This is a genomic window from Providencia sp. AGC89 (genome assembly GCF_053543535.1).
On the sequence record NZ_JBIXLP010000068.1, the window covers coordinates 46,269 to 68,728 of the forward strand.

A 22,460-nucleotide genomic window follows, 5' to 3' on the forward strand; every position below is an offset into this window, starting at 1 on the left:
TAAACCCCTTTTATTTCCAAGCCACCCACTTTACCCCACAATTCACCACATATAAAGTTTACGAATGGTATGAAAACCTTGTCAAGCCAGTCAGATTGAGCTTTAGCTTTATTTACAGAACAATTCAGAAAAAATAATGGCGGGTAAAATCTTACTAGGAAAGAAAATAAGAAATAACAGATTGATATAATTGACATATTTTATAGAACACAGTCTAAATAAGCTAAATTATGATAATTTGACTAAAAATCAAACAATTTATTATAAGTCTGACCTATGTTTTATTTTTAATCCGTGCATCTCTCACCAATTTTTTGGGTTTACTTGGTCTTAAAACAACCACTAATATATAATCACAGCAAAAACACCCCTGTAATAAAATAAAACCATTATATTTCAACCCAATAAATAACTGTTTTAATAAACAGTATTAATTTATAGAAGATTTACAAACTAATTTTTTATAAAACAGTCAGACTCGAATTCTCACTCTAATCCGCTAATTTAGCTTTCACTGTTAAATGGTTAATAAATATTTTAAGATAATTCCTAAAGTTAAATATTTACCTATTTTTGCATATAAAAAAAAAGCCCCTACTGTGTAGGGGCCGTTATCTTACTCATTTTTGTGATTAACATCACTCATTATCGCATAAATAATTAACTGTTCGGCTAAAGTTAAAGCGAGTAATTATTGCTTACGACCTAAACTTCCACGACGACATAAATCACGACGAATACGGGTGACACCCGGTTCCGGTTTTTGTTTTTCATCTAGGCTGGCTAATACCAACTCTAAGATACGTTCTGCTATGTCTCTATGACGCTGAGCTAGGGAAAGCACAGGGCACCCCAGAAAATCTAACAGTTCGTTATCACCAAAGGTGGCAATGACCATGTGTTCCGGTAAACGACCGCTGCGTTTAAGCGCAATATCAAGTACCCCTTGTAGCAAGGAGAATGACGTCGTGAACAACGCATCAGGCATTTCATTACCACTATCAAGCCAGTGGGCAAAAACTTCCGCTGCTGAATCCCGTTCATAGCTATTTGCATATAAATAATCAACTTGGCGAGGGTCTTCGTTCCATGCTTTACGAAAACCTTGCTCACGCAAATAGCTGACAGATAACTCAGGTAATGCCCCTAAATACAATACCGATTCAGCTTTAAACTTACGCAATTCTGCTGAAATCATGAAAGCATCTTCTTGGTCATCCCCTACTACGCTAATAAAGTGCTCTTTTTCAAGGGCTCTATCGAGTGCAATAATAGGTAAAGAACGGTTTGCCCAGCGCTGGTAAAACGGGTGCTCTGGGGGTAATGCCGTTGAAACAATAATGGCATCAACTTGCCGTTGCAGAAGGTGTTCAACGCAGCGGATTTCGTTGTCTGGTTGGTCTTCTGAGCACGCAATGAGTAATTGGTAACCACGCTGACGTGCCTGCCTTTCAAGGTAGTTCGCTATACGGGTATAGCTGGTATTTTCCAGATCAGGGATCACTAACCCTATAGAACGGGTACGACCTGCACGTAAACCCGCCGCGACTGCATTTGGATGGTAATTGTGCTCTCTGACGACTGCCATCACTTTTTCTACAGTTTTATCGCTGACTCGATACTGCTTGGCCTTGCCGTTGATCACATAACTAGCCGTTGTGCGGGAAACACCCGCTAGACGGGCTATCTCATCCAGTTTCACGTTAACCTCTTTACAATTTTGGGAATAGCTCCGAGTCATTCGGAGCCTTAAACGCGAGTATTCTACCTTTGGAAGATAAATTTTTCATCGCATAATTTTATCACCACGTGAAACACCGACGATCCCTGAGCGCACAACTTCAACAATTTCAGCAACACCGCGTACAGATTCGATAAAAGCATCGAGTTTTTCGCTTGTTCCCGCTAGCTGAACGGTATAAAGCGTTGGAGTCACATCTACGATTTGCCCACGGAAAATATCAGCACAACGTTTCACTTCATCACGCCCATAACCGGAAGCTTGTAGCTTCACTAACATGACCTCGCGTTCAATATGTGCTGACGCTGTTAGCTCACTGACACGCAAAACATCAACCAGTTTATGCAATTGCTTTTCTATTTGCTCAAGCACCTTTGCATCACCTTTAGTTTGGATGGTCATCCGTGACAAGGTTGGGTCATCCGTTGGTGCGACGGTTAGGCTTTCAATATTATAACCACGTTGAGAAAACAGACCTATGACGCGGGACAAAGCACCTGATTCATTTTCTAATAAAACGGATAAAATACGACGCATGATCAGGTCCTCTCTGTTTTGCTCAACCACATTTCATCCATTGCCCCACCACGGATTTGCATTGGATAGACGTGCTCAGTTTCATCAATATTAATATCAACAAATACTAACCGTTGATTTTCGTTCACCTCAACGAGGGCTTGTTGCAACTTGGTTTCAAGTTCATCAGGTGAGGAGATTGAAATCCCCACATGACCATAAGCCTCTGCTAACTTAATAAAGTCAGGTAATGATTCCATATAAGATTGTGAATGGCGACCTTGGTAAATCATGTCCTGCCATTGTTTCACCATGCCTAAGAAACCGTTATTTAAATTAAGTACGACAACTGGCAAACCATATTGCAGCGCGGTTGAAAGCTCTTGAATATTCATTTGGATGCTGCCATCGCCAGTCACACAAATAACCGTTGATTTAGGGTGTGCTAATTTCACCCCTAATGCAGCTGGCAAACCAAACCCCATCGTGCCTAAGCCACCTGAGTTAATCCAATGACGTGGTTTATCAAAAGGGTAATATAATGCAGCAAACATTTGATGTTGCCCTACATCAGACGTGACATAGGCTTCCCCATTCGTTAAACGATAGATCATTTCAATCGCCTGCTGGGGCTTAACTTTTGTTGAGTTAGTTTCATAACGCAAACATTGTTTAGTACGCCATTGCGCTATATCTTTCCACCAATCTTTGAGCGCTTGGCTGTCTTGTTGTGATGATGTTTGCTCTAACTGACCCAGCATTTGTTTTAGTGTTAATTTGGCATCTCCGACAATAGGAATGTCCGCATTAACCGTTTTTGAGATAGACGTTGGGTCAACATCAATTTGAATGACCGTCGCGTTTGGACAGTATTTTTCTAAATTGTTGGTTGTACGGTCATCAAAGCGCACACCAACTGCAAAAATAACATCCGAGTTATGCATAACCTTATTGGCTTCATAGGTACCATGCATACCTAGCATACCAACAGACTGCTGGTGAGTTTCAGGGAAAGCCCCTAACCCCATTAGTGTGGATACTACCGGCAATTGCAGTTTCTCAGCCAGTTCAATAATTTCTGCGGAGCAATTTGCATTGATGGCACCCCCACCAATATAAAAAACCGGTTTTTTTGCTGCGACTAGCTTAGATAGCGCTTTTTTTATTTGGCCTTTATGCCCTTGCAACGTTGGGTTATAAGAACGCAAAGAGACACTGTCTGGATAACGGTAAGCAAATTTTAAAGCCGGATTAACGGTATCTTTTGGAAAATCAATGACCACCGGACCCGGACGACCGCTGGCTGCAATATAAAAAGCTTTTTTGATTGTTTCAGGGATCTCTTGTGCATCTTTAATTAAAAAGCTGTGTTTAACTATTGGACGAGAAATCCCAACCATATCGCATTCTTGGAAAGCATCATTGCCAATTAGCGAACTAGCAACCTGCCCTGATAACACGACCATCGGAACAGAGTCCATATATGCTGTCGCTATCCCTGTGATTGCATTCGTTGCACCAGGACCCGATGTCACAAGCACCACGCCGACATCCCCTGTTGAACGAGCGTAACCGTCTGCCATATGCACCGCAGCCTGTTCATGACGCACTAAAATATGTTCTACCCCACCAACAGTGTGAAGTGCGTCATAAATATCTAATACTGCACCGCCTGGATAACCAAACACGTGCTTTACTCCTTGGTCAATCAATGATTTGACGACCATTTCAGCTCCCGACAACATCTCCATGAGTTTGCCCCCAGACATTATTTGCAAGTTAAGAGGTATCAATTACCCCTTTATTTTTATCATTAAAATAGGTGAATTAGTGCTATTAACATATCGCTCCGGCTGAAACGAAGCAAACATCATTTTCAGCACCAAGTACATTAAACTTTCAGATAATCTTGAACATCAGTCGTTGGTAGGTAGATTGACTATATATGAAAAAAATAGGAGGTTGAATGACTAGTTTAGCTAAAAAAACAGTGGAATTTCCCTTCGCATTGTCAGTTGCAAAAATCACAAGGTTCATAAACAAAAAAGCCACCCAAGTAAGTTAGCTTGAGTGGCTTTAGTTTCTATATCTATTATTCTTTATACATAGTTTCAATTTCTAATTGGTAGCGCTCAGAAATAATTTTACGGCGCAACTTCAATGTGGGGGTTAATTCCCCTTGTTCCATCGTAAAAGTAGTCGGTAATAAGGTAAAACGTTTAACTTGATGAAAATGTTCTACATTCTTTTGTAAGTCTTTTAAGCGGGACTCAAACAACGCCACAATTTTTGAGTCTTTTAAGAGCTCTAAACGGTCACGATATTTCAAATTAATTGAATTAGCGTACTCTTCCAAACTGTCATAGCAAGGTACGATCAGCGCAGAAACAAATTTACGTGCATCAGCAATAACGGCTATATGTTCAATAAATTTGTCTTGCCCTAAAACGCCTTCAATCATTTGTGGAGCAATATACTTACCGTTAGACGTTTTCATTAAATCTTTCAGTCTATCTGTAATATAGAGGTTACCGTGGGCATCGATTTTCCCTGCATCCCCAGTTTTTAACCAACCATCAGATGTAAAAGTGTCTAAGGTCTCTATTGGCCGATTATAGTAGCCTTTCATGACGACAGGACCTTTGACTTGAATTTCGTCATCTTTACCAATACGTACAGAGACTGCCGATAATGGTGTGCCAATAGACCCTAACGGGTATTTACCTTCTTCCCAGCAAGATACCGTGGCACAGGTTTCTGACATGCCGTATCCATACTTGATATCGACACCTGCTGAAAGAAAAAAGGCAATCACGTCATCATCTAGACGAGCACCTGCTGCTGGCATAAAGCGAATTCGCCCACCTAAACCAGCACGAATTTTACTCAATACTAGTTTATCTGCGAGAGGGAAAAGACCCCGGTTAAACAATGAAGGTTGGCGACCTTTTGCTATGGCATTGACGCGGCTTTTACCTAGCGAAATTGCCCAGTTAAATAACCCCCTGCGTAACCACGGTTGTTTAGCCGCTTTACTTTGTACCGCGCTATACACTTTTTCATAGAAACGCGGTACCGCACACATGACGGTTGGTTTAACATCGGCGAGAGCTTCACGTACATTGTTGGTATCGGTTAGATAAACATTTAAAGCCCCCACGTGCATCACATAAAAGCTCCAAGCACGCTCAAACACATGGGAAAGCGGCAAGAAGCTCAAAGAAATATCATCCGCTGTTAATTTTAGCCGTTGGTCATGAAGGTACAATTGCGCCGCCATGTTGTAGTAGTCCAACATGACCCCCTTCGGCTCACCAGTGGTCCCTGATGTATAGATTATCGTAAATAAATCACTAAGATTATGCGCCGCAATACGGGCATCTAACTCAGTTTGAAATTCAGGCTTAGCTTGAGACATAAATGCCGACAAATGCATCGTTTCTACGGAGCTACTGATCAGCTCCACGCTCTCATTCATCACGACAATCATTTTTAACTGTGGACAAAGTGCTGGTAGCTGGCAAGCGACCTGATATTGAACGTCTTCCCCAACAAAAAGAATGTTGATATTTGCATCATTAACAATATAGGCTGCTTGCTCAACGCTACTGGTTGCATAAAGTGGAACGGTGACCGCCCTAATTTGCAAAGCCGCAAAGTCAACAAGCGACCAGTCCATACTGTTATGAGCAAAGAGACCAATATTACCTTGCGTTGCAACTTGTAACGCCAAAAGGCGGCGAGAAATCGCAGAAATGCGTTCACCAACCTCACTCCATGTTAACGAGCTTTGTTGCCCGCAATCCCATTGACTGAAAGCTATCCGGTTCGCTGACTCTTGTGCATTAATTCTGCTACGTAAGCGATTAACCAAGTGGTATGGATATAGATTTTCAGTAATCAAAGTTAATTTCCTATCGGCCATTATCAATATAAGTTGCTCGGTTTGCTCACAAGCACTTAGCTATCTTACAATTTCAGCTTACAACTGTTAGCTGAATATTCGAAGTGTATCGACTAAAGGGAAGCGTGGAAAGCATTTATATGTAAATTTTTTGCAAATGTTATATGCACTACAAAACTCATCATAGTTCTCACTATAATGAGTTAGTTATGCTGTTGTAGTGCCTATTCTGTTTTATAGGTAGTTTTTAGAAGGGAGATTAATCGTGCTTGTTAATACCCTTTAGCTGCATTGGCCTCACCCTGACAACTGACTGAAAACCATTACGTCTGTTCCTCTAGCTTTAGTTAACGCCCAAAATAATTATGCCGCTGCCGCCTGCTCAGTTAGCCCTGCAATCATTTGGTTGAATTGAGACTTCATCCATTGGTGGCCTTTATCCCTTGCCGTTGACTCGTGCCACGTTAAATAACAAGGGCGTGTGTTATTTTCCCACGGTAATGTTAGCGAACGTAATTTGAATTGACCTGAGTAATGTTCAACCAACCATTTTGGTGCAAATGCCACTAAATCAGTTTGAGCAACAATATTAAGCACGCTGTTTAAATCAGTTCCTTGATAACTCACGTTGTCAGATAATTCAGTATTATAATAATAAGGCTTACTGAATGAGCCAATATTATCCATAGCAACAATAGCATGACGCTCATTGTTTATTTCAATAGCAGAAATAGTATTTCCAATACGAGGGTGATGGTTTGATGCAACTAATACTAATTCATCATCAAATAAAATTTGTTGTTGATATTCGGGTTTTTCGAATTGGCTATAGCCAAGGAAAAAATCTATTTCTTGATATTTTAATTGATGAGCAATGTTGTTATCCATAAATGAATGAATAAAAATATTAATATTAGGTGATACTATTTTAAATTTCGCGACAATAATTGCAGCTAAGCGAATATCTAATGGAGAACAAATAGACAAATTAAACATTCGTTCGCTATCTTGTGGGTCAAACCCCGCGCCAGGTAATTCATTATGTACTAACTGCAACGCTTGCCTAACGGGGCCAAACAACTGTTTAGCACGAGATGTTGGTTGAATACCCCGACCATACCGAACAAACAGCTCATCATTAAACATGGATTTTAAACGAGAAACCGCATTACTTACAGCGGGTTGAGACATCCCTAAAACTTGAGCCGCTTTTGTCACGTTTTGCATCTGCATGACAACATCAAAAACCGTTAATAAGTTTAAATCAACATTACGCAAATGAATATCACCATTGTCTTTTTTGGCTGTTAAAATCGTATCAAAATCAGTCATTTTTTACTCCACTAAATATATTTATCATTTTTCATTAATGAAAAGGCTCATTCATCGAGAAAAAACCGACGAATATATAAATTCATTAAATATTATGTTTAAAACAACTTATAGATAATAAGTCATTTCGCTTTCCCTGCATTTATTAAAACGACGTTTATATTATTTTACCCATTAATTAGATTCACAGTATAAATATCATTATTAAAACGTAAATATTCACTAAAGTAATGAATGATGGTTACTTATTAAGCGAACAATCACTCTCAGTAAAAATAATAAAACAATTTGTGAAAGAAATCATAATAAATCGTGTGTGAATTCAAGAAATATTCGCATTATCAGATTATTTTTTAATTATATATTTATTAGATAATTAATTTAATTGAAAACCATCAGTGAACATGATTCATTTCCCTCTTTTAATCCATCACCCACATACAAAAACAAAGAAATAGTTAAAAAACAATAGATTACATGAATCAATCCGCACAACTATTTCACCAAAAGAATTTTACCCTTATTTCAGCCAGTAAATATAGGTAAAAACGTCATATAAATTATAAAATTTAGTCACAACCCCTAGTTTTTAGAGGTAATTCATGATTGGTAAAAATATGTGAAAAATCTAAGATTGACATTAACCATGAGATCACGTATCAATAAATACAGTTAATTAAGCAACACAAGAGAGACAGTTTAAAATGATGTTTTCTATCCGCCTACTAAGCCTACTACTACTCGCATTAAACTTGCGCGGTATGCTTATGGACGGAAAATAGCAAGACACTGTCCACAAACATTAAGAACCCGCGCAACCCGCGGGTTTTTTTATGCCTGCGGCTTTAAAAGAACATAACGATTGGTTTAATAAAATAAAATTCGAGATGAGGAACACAATATGAGCAACCAAGTTATTATTTTCGACACCACCTTACGGGACGGTGAGCAGGCATTGCAGGCAAGCTTGTCAGTCAAAGAAAAATTACAAATTGCCTTCGCCTTAGAGCGTTTAGGTGTTGATGTTATTGAAGCGGGTTTCCCTGTCTCCTCTCCAGGTGATTTCGAGTCAGTCCAAACCATCGCTCGTGAAATTAAAAATAGCCGAATCTGTGCATTAGCACGTTGTATTGAAAATGACATTGATGTTGCAGCCGAGTCATTAAAGGTTGCCGAAGCCTTTCGTATCCATATTTTCTTAGCCACCTCCAATTTGCATATGGAGAAAAAATTAAATAAATCCTTTGATGGCATAATGGATATGGCAATCAATTCCATCAAGCGCGCTAGACGCTATACCGATGACGTTGAATTCTCCTGTGAAGATGCGGGCCGTACTGACCCTGACAATTTATGTCGCATTGTAGAAACGGCTATTAATGCAGGTGCAACGACAATCAATATCCCAGATACTGTCGGTTACACAACGCCTTACCAGTTTGGCGGCATTATCACTGATTTGTATAACCGTGTGCCCAATATCGACAAAGCCGTAATTTCTGTTCATTGCCATGATGATTTAGGGATGTCCGTTGCTAACTCAATCAGTGCTGTGCAAGCCGGTGCCCGCCAAGTTGAAGGGACTATCAATGGCTTAGGCGAGCGTGCTGGCAACACAGCATTAGAAGAAGTGATTATGGCAATTAAATTGCGCGAACAAATGTTAAATGTGCATACCAATATTAATCACAAAGAAATTTACCGTACCAGCCAATTAGTTAGCCAATTATGTAATACGCCAATCCCAGCCAATAAAGCGGTTGTAGGTAGCAACGCATTTGCTCACTCATCAGGAATTCACCAAGACGGTGTCTTGAAAAACCGTGAAACCTACGAAATCATGACGCCAGAGTCTATCGGCTTAAAAGAACAACAATTGAATTTAACCTCGCGTTCAGGCCGTGCTGCCGTTAAACACCGTATGGAAGAAATGGGGTATCACGAAGGTAAAGACTTCAAATTGGATGAATTATATACTGCATTTTTGAATTTAGCCGATAAGAAAGGTCAAGTCTTTGACTATGACTTAGAAGCCTTAGCTTTCTTTACGAAACAACAAGATGAAACTGACCACTTCGTGATGGACTATTTCAGTACACAATCAGGCTCTAGCATTGTCGCAACAGCAACAGTCAAAATGCAGTGTGGCGATGAAGTGAAGTCTGAAGCGGCAACCGGCAATGGCCCCGTTGATGCCATCTACCAAGCCATCAGCAACATCACGAAATTCCCTATGAAATTAGTATCTTACCAGTTATCAGCTAAAGGCCACGGTGAAAATGCATTAGGCCAAGTGGATATCGTGGTTGAATGCCATAACCGTAAGTTCCACGGCATGGGGTTAGCGACAGATATCGTCGAATCTTCAGCGAAAGCCATGGTGCATGTGTTGAATAGCATTTGGCGTTCAGAACAAGTCGAAATAGAAAAACAAAAAATAAACCAAGAATCACAATCAAACACAAAGGAAGCTGTTTAACAATGTCTAGTTATAAAATTGCCGTATTACCGGGTGATGGCATCGGTCCTGAAGTTATGGCGCAAGCACACAAAGTTTTAGATGCCATTAGCAAACGCTTTGCTATCACTATTAATACTAAAGAGTATGACGTTGGTGGTGCGGCTATCGATAAACACGGAGAACCTTTACCACAAGCAACAGTACAAGGTTGCGAAGAAGCAGATGCGGTGTTATTTGGCTCTGTCGGTGGACCAAAATGGGAGCATTTACCACCCGATAGCCAACCTGAACGCGGTGCGTTATTACCTTTACGTAAACATTTTAAATTATTCAGCAACTTACGCCCTGCCCGTTTATATCAGGCACTGGAAGCATTCTGCCCTTTACGTGCTGATATCGCAGCCCAAGGTTTCGATATCCTTTGTGTCCGTGAATTAACAGGTGGTATTTACTTCGGTCAACCAAAGGGCCGTAAAGGTGAAGGCAGCGAAGAGTATGCATTTGATACCGAGGTGTATCACCGCTATGAGATTGAGCGTATCGCACGTATTGCATTTGAATCAGCTCGTAAGCGAAATAAAAAAGTGACCTCTATTGATAAAGCTAACGTGTTACAAAGTTCAGTGTTATGGCGTGAAGTCGTTAATCAAATTGCAAAAGAATACCCAGATATTGAAATCAGCCATATGTATATCGATAACGCGGCAATGCAAATGATTAAAGCACCTTCACAATTTGATGTGGTGTTATGTTCTAACTTATTTGGCGACATTATTTCTGATGAATGCGCCATGATCACTGGTTCTATGGGTATGTTACCTTCTGCAAGTTTGAATGAATCTGGGTTTGGTTTGTATGAACCTGCTGGCGGCTCTGCCCCCGATATTGCAGGGAAAAATATCGCAAACCCAATTGCTCAGATCCTATCAGCCTCTATGCTGTTAAGATTTAGCTTAGACCAAGCTGACGCTGCAGATGCTATTGAGCGTGCAGTCAATAAAGCCTTAGAAGAAGGCTATAGAACATCAGATTTAGCTGGTACAGGTAAATCAATTAGTACCAGTGAAATGGGCGATACCATTGCTCGTTATATTGCAGAAGGGGTGTAACATGGCTAAGACTTTATATCAAAAATTATATGACGCGCACGTTATTCGGGAAGTCGAAAATGAAACCCCGTTAATTTATATCGACCGCCATCTGGTACATGAAGTGACTTCTCCTCAAGCTTTTGATGGGTTAAGAACTAAAAACCGCCCGTTACATCAGCCGAGTAAGACCTTTGCTACTATGGATCATAACGTTTCGACACAAACAAAAGATATCAATGCTTGTGGCGATATGGCTCGCATCCAAATGCAAGAATTAATGAAAAACTGCCAAGAGTTTGGTGTGACTTTATATGATTTAAATCACCCATATCAAGGTATTGTCCATGTGATGGGCCCTGAGCAAGGGATCACCCTGCCTGGAATGACAATTGTCTGCGGTGACTCCCATACGGCAACACATGGAGCATTTGGTGCGTTAGCTTTTGGGATTGGAACTTCTGAAGTTGAACACGTTATGGCAACTCAAACGCTGAAACAAGCGCGTGCCAAAACCATGAAAATTGAAGTTGTCGGTAAAGCCCCAGCAGGGATTACAGCAAAAGACATCGTATTAGCTATCATTGGGACGACGGGTAGCGCAGGTGGTACAGGCTATATTGTTGAATTTTGTGGTGAAGCCATCGAAAATTTAAGCATGGAAGGCCGTATGACGGTGTGCAACATGGCTATCGAATTAGGTGCTAAAGCTGGGATCATCGCACCAGATGAAACCACCTTCAATTATATAAAAGGGCGCCAGTTTGCACCTAAAGGCCAACAATGGGATGACGCAGTCGAATATTGGAAAACGTTGAAAACAGATGATGATGCTAAATTTGATAAGGTCATCACTATTCAAGCAAGTAGCATCGCACCACAAGTTACTTGGGGAACCAACCCAGGGCAAGTTATTGCTATCAATCAGCCTATCCCTGCACCTGAGTCATTTGCAGACCCAGTTGAACGCGCATCTGCAGAAAAAGCGTTGGCTTATATGGGGTTACAATCAGGCATTAAATTATCAGATGTAAAAATTGATAAAGTGTTTATTGGCTCATGTACCAACTCACGGATTGAAGATTTACGGGCAGCGGCTGCAATTGCTAAAGGTAAAAAAGTCGCAGACGGTGTTCAAGCGATTGTGGTTCCGGGTTCTGGTCCTGTTAAAGCACAAGCTGAACAAGAAGGTTTAGATAAAATTTTTATTGATGCCGGTTTTGAATGGCGCTTACCGGGCTGTTCAATGTGTTTAGCCATGAATAATGACCGTTTAAATCCAGGTGAACGCTGTGCATCAACCAGTAACCGTAACTTTGAAGGTCGCCAAGGTCGTGCTGGTCGTACACATTTAGTTAGCCCAGCGATGGCTGCTGCCGCAGCGATTAATGGCCATTTTGCTGACGTTCGCGACATTCAAATTTAAGGGGAAAAGCAATGGAAAAATTAATTACCCACGTAGGCATTGTTGCTCCTTTAGATGCCGCAAACGTTGATACTGATGCCATTATTCCTAAGCAATTTTTGCAGAAAGTTACTCGTACTGGTTTTGGTCAACATCTGTTTAATGACTGGCGTTTTTTAGATGAAAATGGCCAGCAGCCTAACCCTGATTTTGTCTTGAACAAACCCGTGTTTAAAGGCGCAAGTATTTTACTGGCGCGTGAAAATTTCGGTTGCGGCTCTTCTCGTGAACATGCTCCATGGGCACTGACTGACTTTGGCATTCAAGTCGTTATCGCCCCAAGTTTCGCCGATATTTTTTATGGCAACTCGTTCAATAACCAATTGTTGCCAATCAAATTAAGCGAACAAGAAGTGGATGAAATGTTTAACTATGTGAACAGCCATGAAGGTTGCCAGTTCACTGTTGATTTAGAAGCGCAAACAGTCACAGCAGGCGATAAAACGTATCATTTTGAGATTGATAGTTTCCGCCGTCATTGCATGATGAATGGGTTGGACAGTATTGGGCTGACGCTGCAACACGTCGACCAAATTAAAGATTACGAGCAGAATATCCCCTCTTTTATGCAATAAACCCGTTTCTACGCCTACTTCAGTAGGCGTAGTTTCACGATATAAAGTGGAACATCCCCTCACTAACGCCGTAAAGCCTCATCATTCAAGACGAGGAACATCTTCAGAAGGCTTAAACCAAGCAGATTTAAAATCAAACCAGCCAAAGGTATTCATGCGAACGCCACGCATTGTGCGTTGACCTTGTAATTCAAGCCAATGATGAAAAATAGGATGGAAAATTTGTGAGTCAATTAAACTTTCACACCAAGATTCAACGTCTAATTGGTGAGTTCTCCATAAACAAAGTTCATTTTCCAGTGTATTTCCAAGACATTGGCGTAATAGCGGCATTTCATATAGGGTAGCAAAAATTGAAAACTCCAGTGGCTTAAAAAAGTTTGCCGTGGCTAACCAAATATCGCTTGGCGCATCCCCATTAAACCAATCATCATAATCAATAATATTGATGTTAAGCTCAACACCTTGTGTTTGTAGCACCCTTTTCATAATTTGGCTTATCGCATAAAACTCATGGTGATGATGATAAAAGGTGACTGTCAGTTCAGTTAGGTCAGCAGGTTTAGGAAATAAAGTCAGCATTTTGCTATGGTGCCAATGTAATAACAAACCATAAGCAGGCGCCCAGTGACGCTGGTAAAACGGCTCGCAATGAGCAAGTAAGTTTACTGGCGTTAAAAAGCTGCATAGCCACTTGCGGACATCTTCACGTTGAGCAATTTCTGAACGCTGATCCATCAGCAAGAAATAGCACCCCTCCTCCATGCGACTTTCCAATGAATCATTGTGATGTGTATCGCCATCCATTTTTAATGTGGTACACACCATTTGCTCTGATAGCTCAGGAACCACCCATATAGTCACTTCATCAAGTAGCGCTCGATAGCCAAAATAGCGGTCAAAAGCCGAAATAGTCAGTTTTTGTGGCAAGTTTTTTTCAACTTGGTAAGGGCCTGTACCGATAGGGCAACGACTAAAATTTTCTATACTTTCCCATTCTTTAGGTAGAATAGCGGCATGATGGCTACCTAATAACCAAGGCAACTGTTTATCGGGCTTGCTGAGGGTGATATCAATGACATAAGGCTGGGGAGACGACACAGATTGAATATGAGAAAAAAGCGGCCAGCAGCTTTTTAAGCGTAATAGTGACGAAATGATATCATCTACCACCATTTCTCTTCCATGGTGAAAGTAAATTGCGGGGCGTAGATAAAAGCGCCATCGAGTATCACTAATGCTCTGCCAGTGATGTGCTAAGCCATCTTCGACTTCCCCTTTTTCCTCATTTATATGGGTTAACCCATTAAAAATTTGGCTCATTAAGTGAATTTCTGAGCGACGCATTGGCGCACCAGGTAAAAGCGCCGGAAAATCACGATAATAGATAATGCGTAGTAAGTTTTTACCTTGCCGATAACTGCGCTCTAATTCAGATAGTACCATTTGACGAATAGTTTCTTTATCACCGACAAGAGCCACCAGCTTTTCTATACTTTCCTCTTTTAGTAATTGCTCAGCCTGCGCCTGCTGTAACTCTAAGCCATTTACATGGAAGATTAACGTAGAGCGTTTACCTCGGCCTGATTCTGCTCGCCAACTAAGCCAACCATTAGATTGCATATTATTAAGTAGTGTACGAACGTGACGTCTAGAGCAAAACAAGGTATCTGCAATATTTTGCAGAGTAGTTTCACTATCTTGCCCCTGAAAGTGTTGCCAAAGGCGGATGAATTGGTTTTGTAAGCGTGAATTAGACATAAAAGAGGAACTCCGGCAAAAAATGCATCAATTTTAATTTTCTAAAACCAAGCGATAATAGTTAGCAGTAAGTAGCTCGTTTGGTTTGCATATTGCTGACCAACTCCCCCATTTAGAGTAATGGTGTTTTATCACCAAGCCGGTTCGCCGGCTTTTTTTTGCCCTGTTTTTTCAGGCTTCACTCACTCTTCCAACCAGATACTTGTGTTCGCCCCCAATCTACCTTCCCTCGTCGTCTCGCTATGGCGCAAACTATTTAGAGGTTAGCTATTTGCGTATTATTTATTATCGATATAGTCACAATTCTACACTTCACTTAAATAATTATACCGTAAGAAACTCACTGGCAAGTAGTCTTTAAAAAGTAAATCATTCATAGTTATAAACAGCCAAAGCCAATAATATGGATGTTATTCACTTTTTCTGTGGATATCTATGTTAACAACCCTATGGTAATCAGGGTATATCCCCAGCGCCTTTTTTTATCAAAAAAAAACAGAAACTAATAAACATTGGTAAATCAATCAAATAAAATCAAAAACACCACTTTATCCACTGGTTAATTTTTTAACTAAATCGCTTAGGAGTCTAACTGAACAAAGATCAAACAACGAGGTGTTTATCCACAACATATGCGCTTAACTCACTCGTTTTTTGTGATAAGCTTCAAAAAAAACGTTTCGTCAAGCCTGTAAATGCACACAGTGCTCCCTATTTTTAACAGTTATCCAGAAATCCTGTGGATAACCTAGTGCATGATCCTGTGATTATCTTGGGAGGAACTTTAATAACCTCTAAAATCGTTTTTAATATACGTAAATAACTAATGATATTATCATATATTTCATATAGTTAAAATTTATAGCTATAAAGTGTTATACTCACCTCATTCAGCAATTTATTTTTGTTCGTTTTTTACACACTAATACCCAAATCATGATGCCATTTATACCACCGCAACCACCTGAAAACGAAGCAACCCTTATGAATAGGGCTCAAGCACTCGCGGGCTATACACTGGGTCAGCTCGCTCAAATAGCCAATATCCCAATCCCCCCTAATCTTAAACGAGACAAAGGTTGGGTTGGGATGTTATTGGAGTATTTTTTAGGTGCCAGCGCAGGTAGCAAAGCAGAACAAGATTTCGCTCATATTGGTATTGAATTAAAAACCATCCCAATTGACCGCCACGGCGTTCCATTAGAAACCACCTTCGTTTCTGTAGCACCATTAACGGGCAACAGTGGTTTAACATGGGAAAATAGCCATGTACGCCGTAAGCTATCGCGAATTTTATGGTTCCCAATCGAGGGAGAAAGACAAATCCCTCTTGCCCGACGGCGCGTCGCTAACCCCTTAATTTGGAGCCCTTCTCCTTTTGAAGAACAATTGCTACGGCAAGATTGGGAGGAGTTAATGGACCTCATCGTGTTAGGTAAAGTAGAAACCATTACGGCACGGCATGGCCAAGTACTACAAATTCGCCCCAAAGCAGCAAATAATAAAGCACTAACTGAAGCGATTGGTGAATTTGGTCAACCAATCATGACATTACCACGTGGTTTTTACCTTAAGAAAGATTTCACTGCGCCTTTATTAGCGCGGCATTTTAATCTTGCTTAACAACCCCCATCGCCTGTACCAAAGCAGACGATAAACAATTATCACTGTTTATTTATTTGATTTAGAAGGTACAAAGATGTTTGAGTGGATATTGGACCCTAATGCGTGGATGGCACTGGCTACACTAACAATATTAGAAATTGTATTAGGCATAGATAATATTATTTTCCTCAGTATTGTCGTCAGCAAGCTCCCTACCCACCAACAAAATAGTGCAAGGCGCACTGGGCTGATAGCAGCAATGGTAATGCGTCTTGCGTTACTTGCCTCAATAGCTTGGTTATCACGACTCACCACACCACTTTTTAGCATTGCTGAGCATATGGTATCTGCCCGCGATTTAATCTTGTGTGCAGGAGGCATTTTTCTCATTTGGAAAGCTAGCCAAGAGATTTTCGACACTATTGAAGGGGAAGATGAGAATAGTTTTGCCAGTAAGCGCATTAGCTCATTTTGGGGGGCTATCGTACAAATTGCTTTGTTAGATATTATTTTTAGTCTAGATTCTGTGATCACGGCCGTTGGGCTGTCAGATCACTTATTCATCATGATGGCGGCGGTAATTATTGCAGTATTAATTATGATGGTTGCCGCCAAACCTATTGGGGAGTTTGTTGACCGGTATCCGTCAGTGAAAATTTTAGCCTTATCCTTTTTAATATTAGTCGGTTTTACGCTGATACTCGAAAGCGTCCAAGTCCATGTATCAAAAGGCTATATTTACTTTGCTATGTTCTTTTCAATGGCAGTACAGGTACTTAATATTTTACGCAGTAAAAAATGGAAAACAAAACATCCCCCCCATTAACTTGATGTTCCAAGCGCTTGCTTTGCTGCCAAGATAGCCCCCTCAACGGCTTTCTTGGCCTGAAGGCTATTTTTCCAACAACTTGAGCCTGTTAATGCGGCTCCTGAAATTAAAATTTCATCATAAGAAGCTTCACTTAATTGAGCTAATGAGCTAAACCCCATTTGCTCTAAGCGGCTTATCACCATGGGACCAACCCCTTTAACAGCCAATAAAATTTTCTTTTCTGACTCGGAAAATGCCATATCACCCTCTTTATACTAATTACCCAATAATTATTTAAGCTAATATTTTGCAATTTACCTCTTTAATACTTTAAAATCGCAATTATAACAATGCCAGTTTGAATAATTATTAACTGACCTATCTTATCACCCAGCCCAAACTTGCTTTATCTTAGGAATTCATATGTATAACGTTCCAGTGACCAATCTACATCAACATACGATGACGTTAGCCGATGGCCGTCAATTGTGTTGGTTTGAATCAGGCCCCAAAACAGGTTTCCCCGTGATTTTTTGTACTGGAGCAGGTATGAGTGGCACATTGGGCTTTGGGTTAGATTTACTGCAACAATTAAATATTCGCTTAATTGTTCCTGAACGCGCAGGGCTTGGGGGCTCCACCTTCCAAACAAAAAAATCATTAAAAAGTTTTGCTATGGATATCCAAGCGCTTTTAAATGAGCAATCTATTGATACCTTTTCTGTAATTGGCTTTTCCCAAGGTGCGGTCTTTGCGATGGCCATTGCCTATTATTGCCAGCCAAATTCACTGTCTATTGTTTCTGGGCAAGACCAATTTGAATACCCAGATACTCGCGCAAAATTAACGGCCGATGTTGTGAATATGCAGGAACAAGCGCTTAATACGCCTGATAATTTATCCGATTGGCTACTTAAGAATGTAACAGGAGAGTGGCTATTAGCTTTTATCCTCAATTGCAGTGCAGAAATAGACCAACAACTGTACAATGAAGAACAATTTCTTGCAGCCTATACAAGTTGTATTCAGCGCGCTTTTGCTCAAGGTAACCAAGGATATGTACAAGACTTATTAATCACCTTGCAAGAATGGGGCTTTACCCCTGAAAATATTCAATGTCCTACCTCCTTATGGTACGGCGAGTTGGATATGAGCACAGTACATTCCCCTGATTTTGGTGAAGTGTTGGCCAGCCGTTTTTTAAACTGCAACCGCTACTTATATCCTCAAGAAGGCGGTTCATTGCTTTGGACACAAGCAGACGCTATTTTAACTAATATTAAGAAGCAAGCCGCTTAATGAAAAAAGCCGCGCTGAATAAATCAACGCGGCTATCAGTTCAATTTTGATATCACATATGTGAATTAGCGATAAACAATCCCGCCATCAGTCAAAATTGATTGCCCTGTAATATAATCAGAGTCATCGCTGGCTAAGAATGCCACTAAACCTGCTACATCATCAGGGGTTTGAGCACGACCCAGTGCGATACCCTCAACATATTTTTTGTAGGTTTCGCCTTTTGGTGCCCCAGTGATTTCTGCAAAGCGTTCGTCAATCTCAACCCACATATCTGTACCCACAATACCTGGGCAATATGCATTCACCGTAATACCTGAACTTGCATATTCTTTCGCCGCCGTTTGAGTTAACGCACGAACCGCAAATTTAGTTGCTGAGTACACACCTAACATAGCGAAACCATCGTGGCCTGCAATCGAGGAAGCATTGATGATTTTACCTTTATGCTTACGCTCTTTGAATTTCTCGCTAGCCGCTTGGATGCCCCACATAGTGCCATCTACGTTAATTTTGAAGATTAAATCCATATCTTCTTGGCGAACATCAGCGATTGGCTTAACTTGAGCAATCCCTGCATTGTTGATCATTACATCGAAACCACCTAACTCTGCTTCTGCATGAGCTACCGCAGCAAATACTTGGTCACGTTGACTGATATCTGCGGCAAATGTTGTCACTTTACGACCTAAGGCTGCAATTTCTTTTGCAACATCTTCAAGTTTATCTTTTTTCAAATCCACCAGTGCGATATTGGCACCTTCTTTTGCTAAGCGTAATGCAATACCGCGACCAATTCCTTGTGCCGCACCAGTAACTAAAATGACTTTATTATTTAACGCCATACTGTTCTCCTACTGAATAATAGTCAAAATGACTAGTCCACCATTAACAATAAGTTAGCAATAATAACAATAAGTTACAAAGTAAAGATTTTCTTCTGTCATTCTCTATTTATTAGATATATTTAACTATTAACTTGATAAATACTTTTGATTTTCCAAAGAAAAAGGGATAAATAATGAAATTCAAAGATGATTGTTAATAAAAATCATTATCAATATAATAAACAAAAAATGCGATTTCTTGTATTATGTTTAATTAATACACAATTAATTGAAATTTAAAATCGAATTGGGGCTCATACGTTTCAATTATTCTCTCAGTTCCACCCTGGCGTTTCCCTATATACCGATTAATGTTAACGATTTCAGTAACATTAATCTTCTTTGTCCCTGCAAGGCGAATAAATTTCACACAATAACACATTGTTTTAAACCAAAATAAAAAGCAATAAGCCGAGTTTTTCCTGATTTAAAACCCTTTATTTTGAGGGCTCCATAGAAAAATGAGAGATAAACATGCTACTCAACGGTAAAACTGCAATTATCACTGGGGCATCTTCTGGTATTGGCCGCTCTATCGCAATAATGTTTGCTCAAAATGGAGCTTCAGTGTGCCTGACCGGTAGACGAAAAGCGGAGCTTAGCGAAGTGGCTAATGAGATCAATGCCACAGGAGGAACTGCAATTTATTATGCGGGAGATATCTGCTTAGAAGAGACACATTTCAACCTGATAAACCTAGTTTCAAAAGAATTTGGACGATTGGATATCGCTGTAAATAATGCTGGCATGGTAGGCCCAATGAAACCAGTAGCAGAGTTCAGCCTTGAAGAGTGGGTACAGGTTCAAACTATAAACTCTACAGCCGCATTTTTGGGCGCTAAAAATCAAATACCTTTAATGGTTAAATCAGGGGGAGGGTCAATTATATTCACCTCAAGTTTTGTTGGTAATAGTATCAGTCTTCCTGGGATGTGCAGTTATGGAACAGCCAAATCCTCTTTACTGGCGTTAGCTAAAGGTATCGCGGTGGACTATTCAGATAAGAATATTCGGGCAAACGTCATTCTACCCGGTGGGGTAAATACCGATATGGCAGGCAACCAACAACAACGTGAATGGGCAGCAAATTTACACGCGATGAAACGGTTAGCTGAACCTGAGGAAATCGCATCCTCCGCGTTATTTTTAGCATGTTCACTATCAAGTTTTATAACCGGAACATCATTATATGTGGATGGAGGCGTTTCCGTATGCAAATAAGACTTGTTAGGAGAAAAAAGTTAATCCGTTTTAGGAAAAAATGAAAAACCAAACCGCAGCGCCATTTTAAATAAAACCTCATGCAAGCATAGCATTGGTTCGCAACCTAAAAAAAGCCACCGAGTTGGTGGCTTTGATTCTAAAATAGAAATAAATACATTATTCTTTAGATGCTTGGATATATAACATTTCCAATGCAATGGATGCCGCCGCTAATGCAGTAATCTCAGATTGGTCATAAGCGGGAGCCACTTCCACTAAATCCATACCCACAATATTTAATGGCTGTAAACCGCGCAGCAATTTCAATGCACGGTCTGAGGTTAAGCCACCCACAACAGGTGTCCCTGTTCCCGGTGCAAACGCAGGGTCAAGACAGTCAATATCGAATGTCAAATATACTGGCATGTCACCAACAATATCTTTAATCTGCGCGATCATGTCATCTACTCCACGATCGTTGACTTGCGCTGCATCTAACACTGTAAAACCGTTGTCACTATCGTGCTCAGTACGAATACCGATTTGCACTGAACGGGTTGGGTCAATTAGCCCTTCTTTCGGCGCATGATAGAACATAGTGCCATGATCATACTGGCTGCCATTACCATAAGTGTCAGTATGAGCGTCGAAATGCACTAATGCCATTTTACCAAAGTGTTTTGCATGAGCACGTAACAGCGGCAGTGTCACAAAATGGTCACCGCCAAATGTTAAGCAACGTTTACCCGATTCAAGTAGCTTTTCCGTATGAGCTTGCAGTTTGTCGCACATGTCTTGAGCATCACCGAAAGCAAACACAACATCCCCACAGTCAACCACCTTTAAACGCTCGGTTAATTTAAATTTCCACGGCCAACGATGGCTTTCCCATGCAAGATTAGTAGAAACTTGGCGAATTGCCGCAGGGCCATGACGACTTCCAGCACGCCCTGACGTCGCCATATCAAATGGTACACCTGTGATCACCCACTGGGCATCTGAACTATAAGGTTGAAAATTCAGCGGAAAACGTAAGAAACCAAATGCGTTAGAAACCAGTGAATTATCAACTTGATTGCCTAAAGTACTATTAATCATTTCTGTTCCTCAAAATGAACCTGCCTATTAGCAAGCCCTTTTAATATTCGATTCGAATGGTTTTTATCTAATTAACTTCGCACAGTATAAATAATAAACAAATCATGTTATTTGCACAAAGTTATTATCTGCAATACTCTCAACTCATGCGCTAAATAGTTCGAGCTGTCGCTAGGCGGCAAACAAGGATATCTCGGGGAGCATACACAAGTATGTGACCCGAGTAGCCGAGTGCAGCCAACACCGCCACTCTACAAAATATAACGTGCATAATGCTCTAAATAGTTCGTGTTGTGGCTAGGCGGCAAACAAGAATATCTCGGGGAGCATACACAAGTATGTGACCCGAGTAACCGAGTGCAGCCAACACCGCCACTCTACAAAATATAACGTGCATAATGCTCTAAATAGTTCGTGTTGTGGCTAGGCGGCAAACAAGAATATCTCGGGGAGCATACACAAGTATGTGACCCGAGTAACCGAGTGCAGCCAACACCGCCACTCTACAAAATATAACGTGCATAATGCTCTAAATAGTTCGTGTTGTGGCTAGGCGGCAAACAAGAATATCTCGGGGAGCATACACAAGTATGTGACCCGAGTAACCGAGTGCAGCCAACACCGCCACTCTACAAAATATAACGTGCATAATGCTCTAAATAGTTCGTGTTGTGGCTAGGCGGCAAACAAGAATATCTCGGGGAGCATACACAA

17 protein-coding genes are annotated in these 22,460 nt (G+C 40.6%); 8 read left to right on the forward strand and 9 right to left on the reverse strand.

The genetic code is table 11. The annotated features are described in order from the left end of the window. Positions 1–691: 691 nt before the first annotated feature. The 5 genes from cra to leuO form a co-directional block, all read right to left on the reverse strand. Positions 692–1,702 carry a catabolite repressor/activator gene (gene cra / locus ACIPUA_RS13920; protein ID WP_042845417.1) on the reverse strand — a complete coding sequence of 337 codons (1,011 nt, stop codon included), beginning with the start codon at positions 1,700–1,702 and terminating at the stop codon, positions 692–694. An 84-nt stretch (positions 1,703–1,786) separates the two neighbouring features. Then, a complete protein-coding gene (gene ilvN / locus ACIPUA_RS13925; RefSeq protein ID WP_042845128.1) occupies positions 1,787–2,278 on the reverse strand; it encodes an acetolactate synthase small subunit in 492 nt (163 codons plus the stop codon). A gap of 2 nt (positions 2,279–2,280) precedes the next feature. Beyond that, the gene (gene ilvI / locus ACIPUA_RS13930) at positions 2,281–4,008 is read right to left on the reverse strand and encodes an acetolactate synthase 3 large subunit (protein ID WP_042845418.1); all 1,728 of its coding nucleotides are present in this window, start codon (positions 4,006–4,008) and stop codon (positions 2,281–2,283) included. A 341-nt stretch (positions 4,009–4,349) separates the two neighbouring features. Then, complete coding sequence (locus tag ACIPUA_RS13935; protein WP_449059797.1) at positions 4,350–6,182, reverse strand: AMP-dependent synthetase/ligase; 1,833 nt, start codon at positions 6,180–6,182, stop codon at positions 4,350–4,352. 342 nt (positions 6,183–6,524) lie between these two features. Next, positions 6,525–7,493 carry a transcriptional regulator LeuO gene (gene leuO / locus ACIPUA_RS13940; protein WP_042845131.1) on the reverse strand — a complete coding sequence of 323 codons (969 nt, stop codon included), beginning with the start codon at positions 7,491–7,493 and terminating at the stop codon, positions 6,525–6,527. A 901-nt stretch (positions 7,494–8,394) separates the two neighbouring features. Between leuO and leuA the strand changes: the two genes are divergently transcribed. Genes leuA through leuD form a run of 4 tightly spaced genes read left to right on the forward strand, consistent with a single transcriptional unit; the run spans position 8,395 to position 13,082 of the window. Continuing rightward, positions 8,395–9,972 carry a 2-isopropylmalate synthase gene (gene leuA, locus ACIPUA_RS13945; RefSeq protein WP_071548286.1) on the forward strand — a complete coding sequence of 526 codons (1,578 nt, stop codon included), beginning with the start codon at positions 8,395–8,397 and terminating at the stop codon, positions 9,970–9,972. Positions 9,973–9,974: 2 nt separating this feature from the next. Then, positions 9,975–11,063: a 3-isopropylmalate dehydrogenase gene (leuB, locus tag ACIPUA_RS13950; protein WP_048607947.1), complete on the forward strand. Its 1,089-nt coding sequence runs from the start codon at positions 9,975–9,977 to the stop codon at positions 11,061–11,063. Position 11,064: 1 nt separating this feature from the next. Further along, on the forward strand, positions 11,065–12,468 hold the full coding sequence (gene leuC / locus ACIPUA_RS13955; RefSeq protein WP_071548287.1) for a 3-isopropylmalate dehydratase large subunit: 1,404 nt from the start codon (positions 11,065–11,067) through the stop codon (positions 12,466–12,468). An 11-nt stretch (positions 12,469–12,479) separates the two neighbouring features. After that, a complete protein-coding gene (gene leuD / locus ACIPUA_RS13960; RefSeq protein WP_042845138.1) occupies positions 12,480–13,082 on the forward strand; it encodes a 3-isopropylmalate dehydratase small subunit in 603 nt (200 codons plus the stop codon). An 81-nt stretch (positions 13,083–13,163) separates the two neighbouring features. Here leuD and sgrR read toward each other — a convergent pair whose 3' ends face one another. Next, positions 13,164–14,843, reverse strand: coding sequence for an HTH-type transcriptional regulator SgrR (sgrR, locus tag ACIPUA_RS13965; RefSeq protein WP_048607951.1), 1,680 nt, complete (start codon positions 14,841–14,843; stop codon positions 13,164–13,166). Between the two features lie 939 nt (positions 14,844–15,782). Between sgrR and mutH the strand changes: the two genes are divergently transcribed. Next, positions 15,783–16,466: a DNA mismatch repair endonuclease MutH gene (mutH, locus tag ACIPUA_RS13970; protein ID WP_449059824.1), complete on the forward strand. Its 684-nt coding sequence runs from the start codon at positions 15,783–15,785 to the stop codon at positions 16,464–16,466. A 76-nt stretch (positions 16,467–16,542) separates the two neighbouring features. Then, positions 16,543–17,274: a TerC family protein gene (locus ACIPUA_RS13975; RefSeq protein ID WP_449059798.1), complete on the forward strand. Its 732-nt coding sequence runs from the start codon at positions 16,543–16,545 to the stop codon at positions 17,272–17,274. Here the strand turns inward: ACIPUA_RS13975 and ACIPUA_RS13980 are convergent. Next, positions 17,271–17,519, reverse strand: coding sequence for a helix-hairpin-helix domain-containing protein (locus ACIPUA_RS13980; RefSeq protein WP_449059799.1), 249 nt, complete (start codon positions 17,517–17,519; stop codon positions 17,271–17,273). The genes ACIPUA_RS13975 and ACIPUA_RS13980 overlap by 4 nt on opposite strands. 163 nt (positions 17,520–17,682) lie before the next feature. Between ACIPUA_RS13980 and ACIPUA_RS13985 the strand changes: the two genes are divergently transcribed. Continuing rightward, the gene (locus tag ACIPUA_RS13985) at positions 17,683–18,558 is read left to right on the forward strand and encodes an alpha/beta fold hydrolase (protein ID WP_042845145.1); all 876 of its coding nucleotides are present in this window, start codon (positions 17,683–17,685) and stop codon (positions 18,556–18,558) included. 65 nt (positions 18,559–18,623) lie between these two features. Here the strand turns inward: ACIPUA_RS13985 and ACIPUA_RS13990 are convergent, their stop codons facing one another. Further along, on the reverse strand, positions 18,624–19,403 hold the full coding sequence (locus ACIPUA_RS13990; protein ID WP_042845147.1) for an acetoin reductase: 780 nt from the start codon (positions 19,401–19,403) through the stop codon (positions 18,624–18,626). Between the two features lie 516 nt (positions 19,404–19,919). Between ACIPUA_RS13990 and ACIPUA_RS13995 the strand changes: the two genes are divergently transcribed. After that, complete coding sequence (locus tag ACIPUA_RS13995) at positions 19,920–20,666, forward strand: SDR family oxidoreductase (RefSeq protein ID WP_042845148.1); 747 nt, start codon at positions 19,920–19,922, stop codon at positions 20,664–20,666. A 159-nt stretch (positions 20,667–20,825) separates the two neighbouring features. Here ACIPUA_RS13995 and speB read toward each other — a convergent pair whose 3' ends face one another. Beyond that, on the reverse strand, positions 20,826–21,746 hold the full coding sequence (gene speB, locus ACIPUA_RS14000; protein ID WP_042845149.1) for an agmatinase: 921 nt from the start codon (positions 21,744–21,746) through the stop codon (positions 20,826–20,828). Positions 21,747–22,460 lie beyond the last annotated feature (714 nt).

What these genes read in the sequence shown, in the direction of transcription:
- ilvN (WP_042845128.1), bottom strand. Translation starts at nt 2,278, where the DNA reads ATGCGTCGTATTTTATCCGTTTTATTAGAAAATGAATCAGGTGCTTTG.
- ilvI (WP_042845418.1), bottom strand. Translation starts at nt 4,008, where the DNA reads ATGGAGATGTTGTCGGGAGCTGAAATGGTCGTCAAATCATTGATTGAC.
- ACIPUA_RS13935 (WP_449059797.1), bottom strand. Translation starts at nt 6,182, where the DNA reads ATGGCCGATAGGAAATTAACTTTGATTACTGAAAATCTATATCCATAC.
- leuO (WP_042845131.1), bottom strand. Translation starts at nt 7,493, where the DNA reads ATGACTGATTTTGATACGATTTTAACAGCCAAAAAAGACAATGGTGAT.
- leuA (WP_071548286.1), top strand. Translation starts at nt 8,395, where the DNA reads ATGAGCAACCAAGTTATTATTTTCGACACCACCTTACGGGACGGTGAG.
- leuB (WP_048607947.1), top strand. Translation starts at nt 9,975, where the DNA reads ATGTCTAGTTATAAAATTGCCGTATTACCGGGTGATGGCATCGGTCCT.
- leuC (WP_071548287.1), top strand. Translation starts at nt 11,065, where the DNA reads ATGGCTAAGACTTTATATCAAAAATTATATGACGCGCACGTTATTCGG.
- leuD (WP_042845138.1), top strand. Translation starts at nt 12,480, where the DNA reads ATGGAAAAATTAATTACCCACGTAGGCATTGTTGCTCCTTTAGATGCC.
- sgrR (WP_048607951.1), bottom strand. Translation starts at nt 14,843, where the DNA reads ATGTCTAATTCACGCTTACAAAACCAATTCATCCGCCTTTGGCAACAC.
- mutH (WP_449059824.1), top strand. Translation starts at nt 15,783, where the DNA reads ATGCCATTTATACCACCGCAACCACCTGAAAACGAAGCAACCCTTATG.
- ACIPUA_RS13975 (WP_449059798.1), top strand. Translation starts at nt 16,543, where the DNA reads ATGTTTGAGTGGATATTGGACCCTAATGCGTGGATGGCACTGGCTACA.
- ACIPUA_RS13980 (WP_449059799.1), bottom strand. Translation starts at nt 17,519, where the DNA reads ATGGCATTTTCCGAGTCAGAAAAGAAAATTTTATTGGCTGTTAAAGGG.
- ACIPUA_RS13985 (WP_042845145.1), top strand. Translation starts at nt 17,683, where the DNA reads ATGTATAACGTTCCAGTGACCAATCTACATCAACATACGATGACGTTA.
- ACIPUA_RS13990 (WP_042845147.1), bottom strand. Translation starts at nt 19,403, where the DNA reads ATGGCGTTAAATAATAAAGTCATTTTAGTTACTGGTGCGGCACAAGGA.
- ACIPUA_RS13995 (WP_042845148.1), top strand. Translation starts at nt 19,920, where the DNA reads ATGCTACTCAACGGTAAAACTGCAATTATCACTGGGGCATCTTCTGGT.
- speB (WP_042845149.1), bottom strand. Translation starts at nt 21,746, where the DNA reads ATGATTAATAGTACTTTAGGCAATCAAGTTGATAATTCACTGGTTTCT.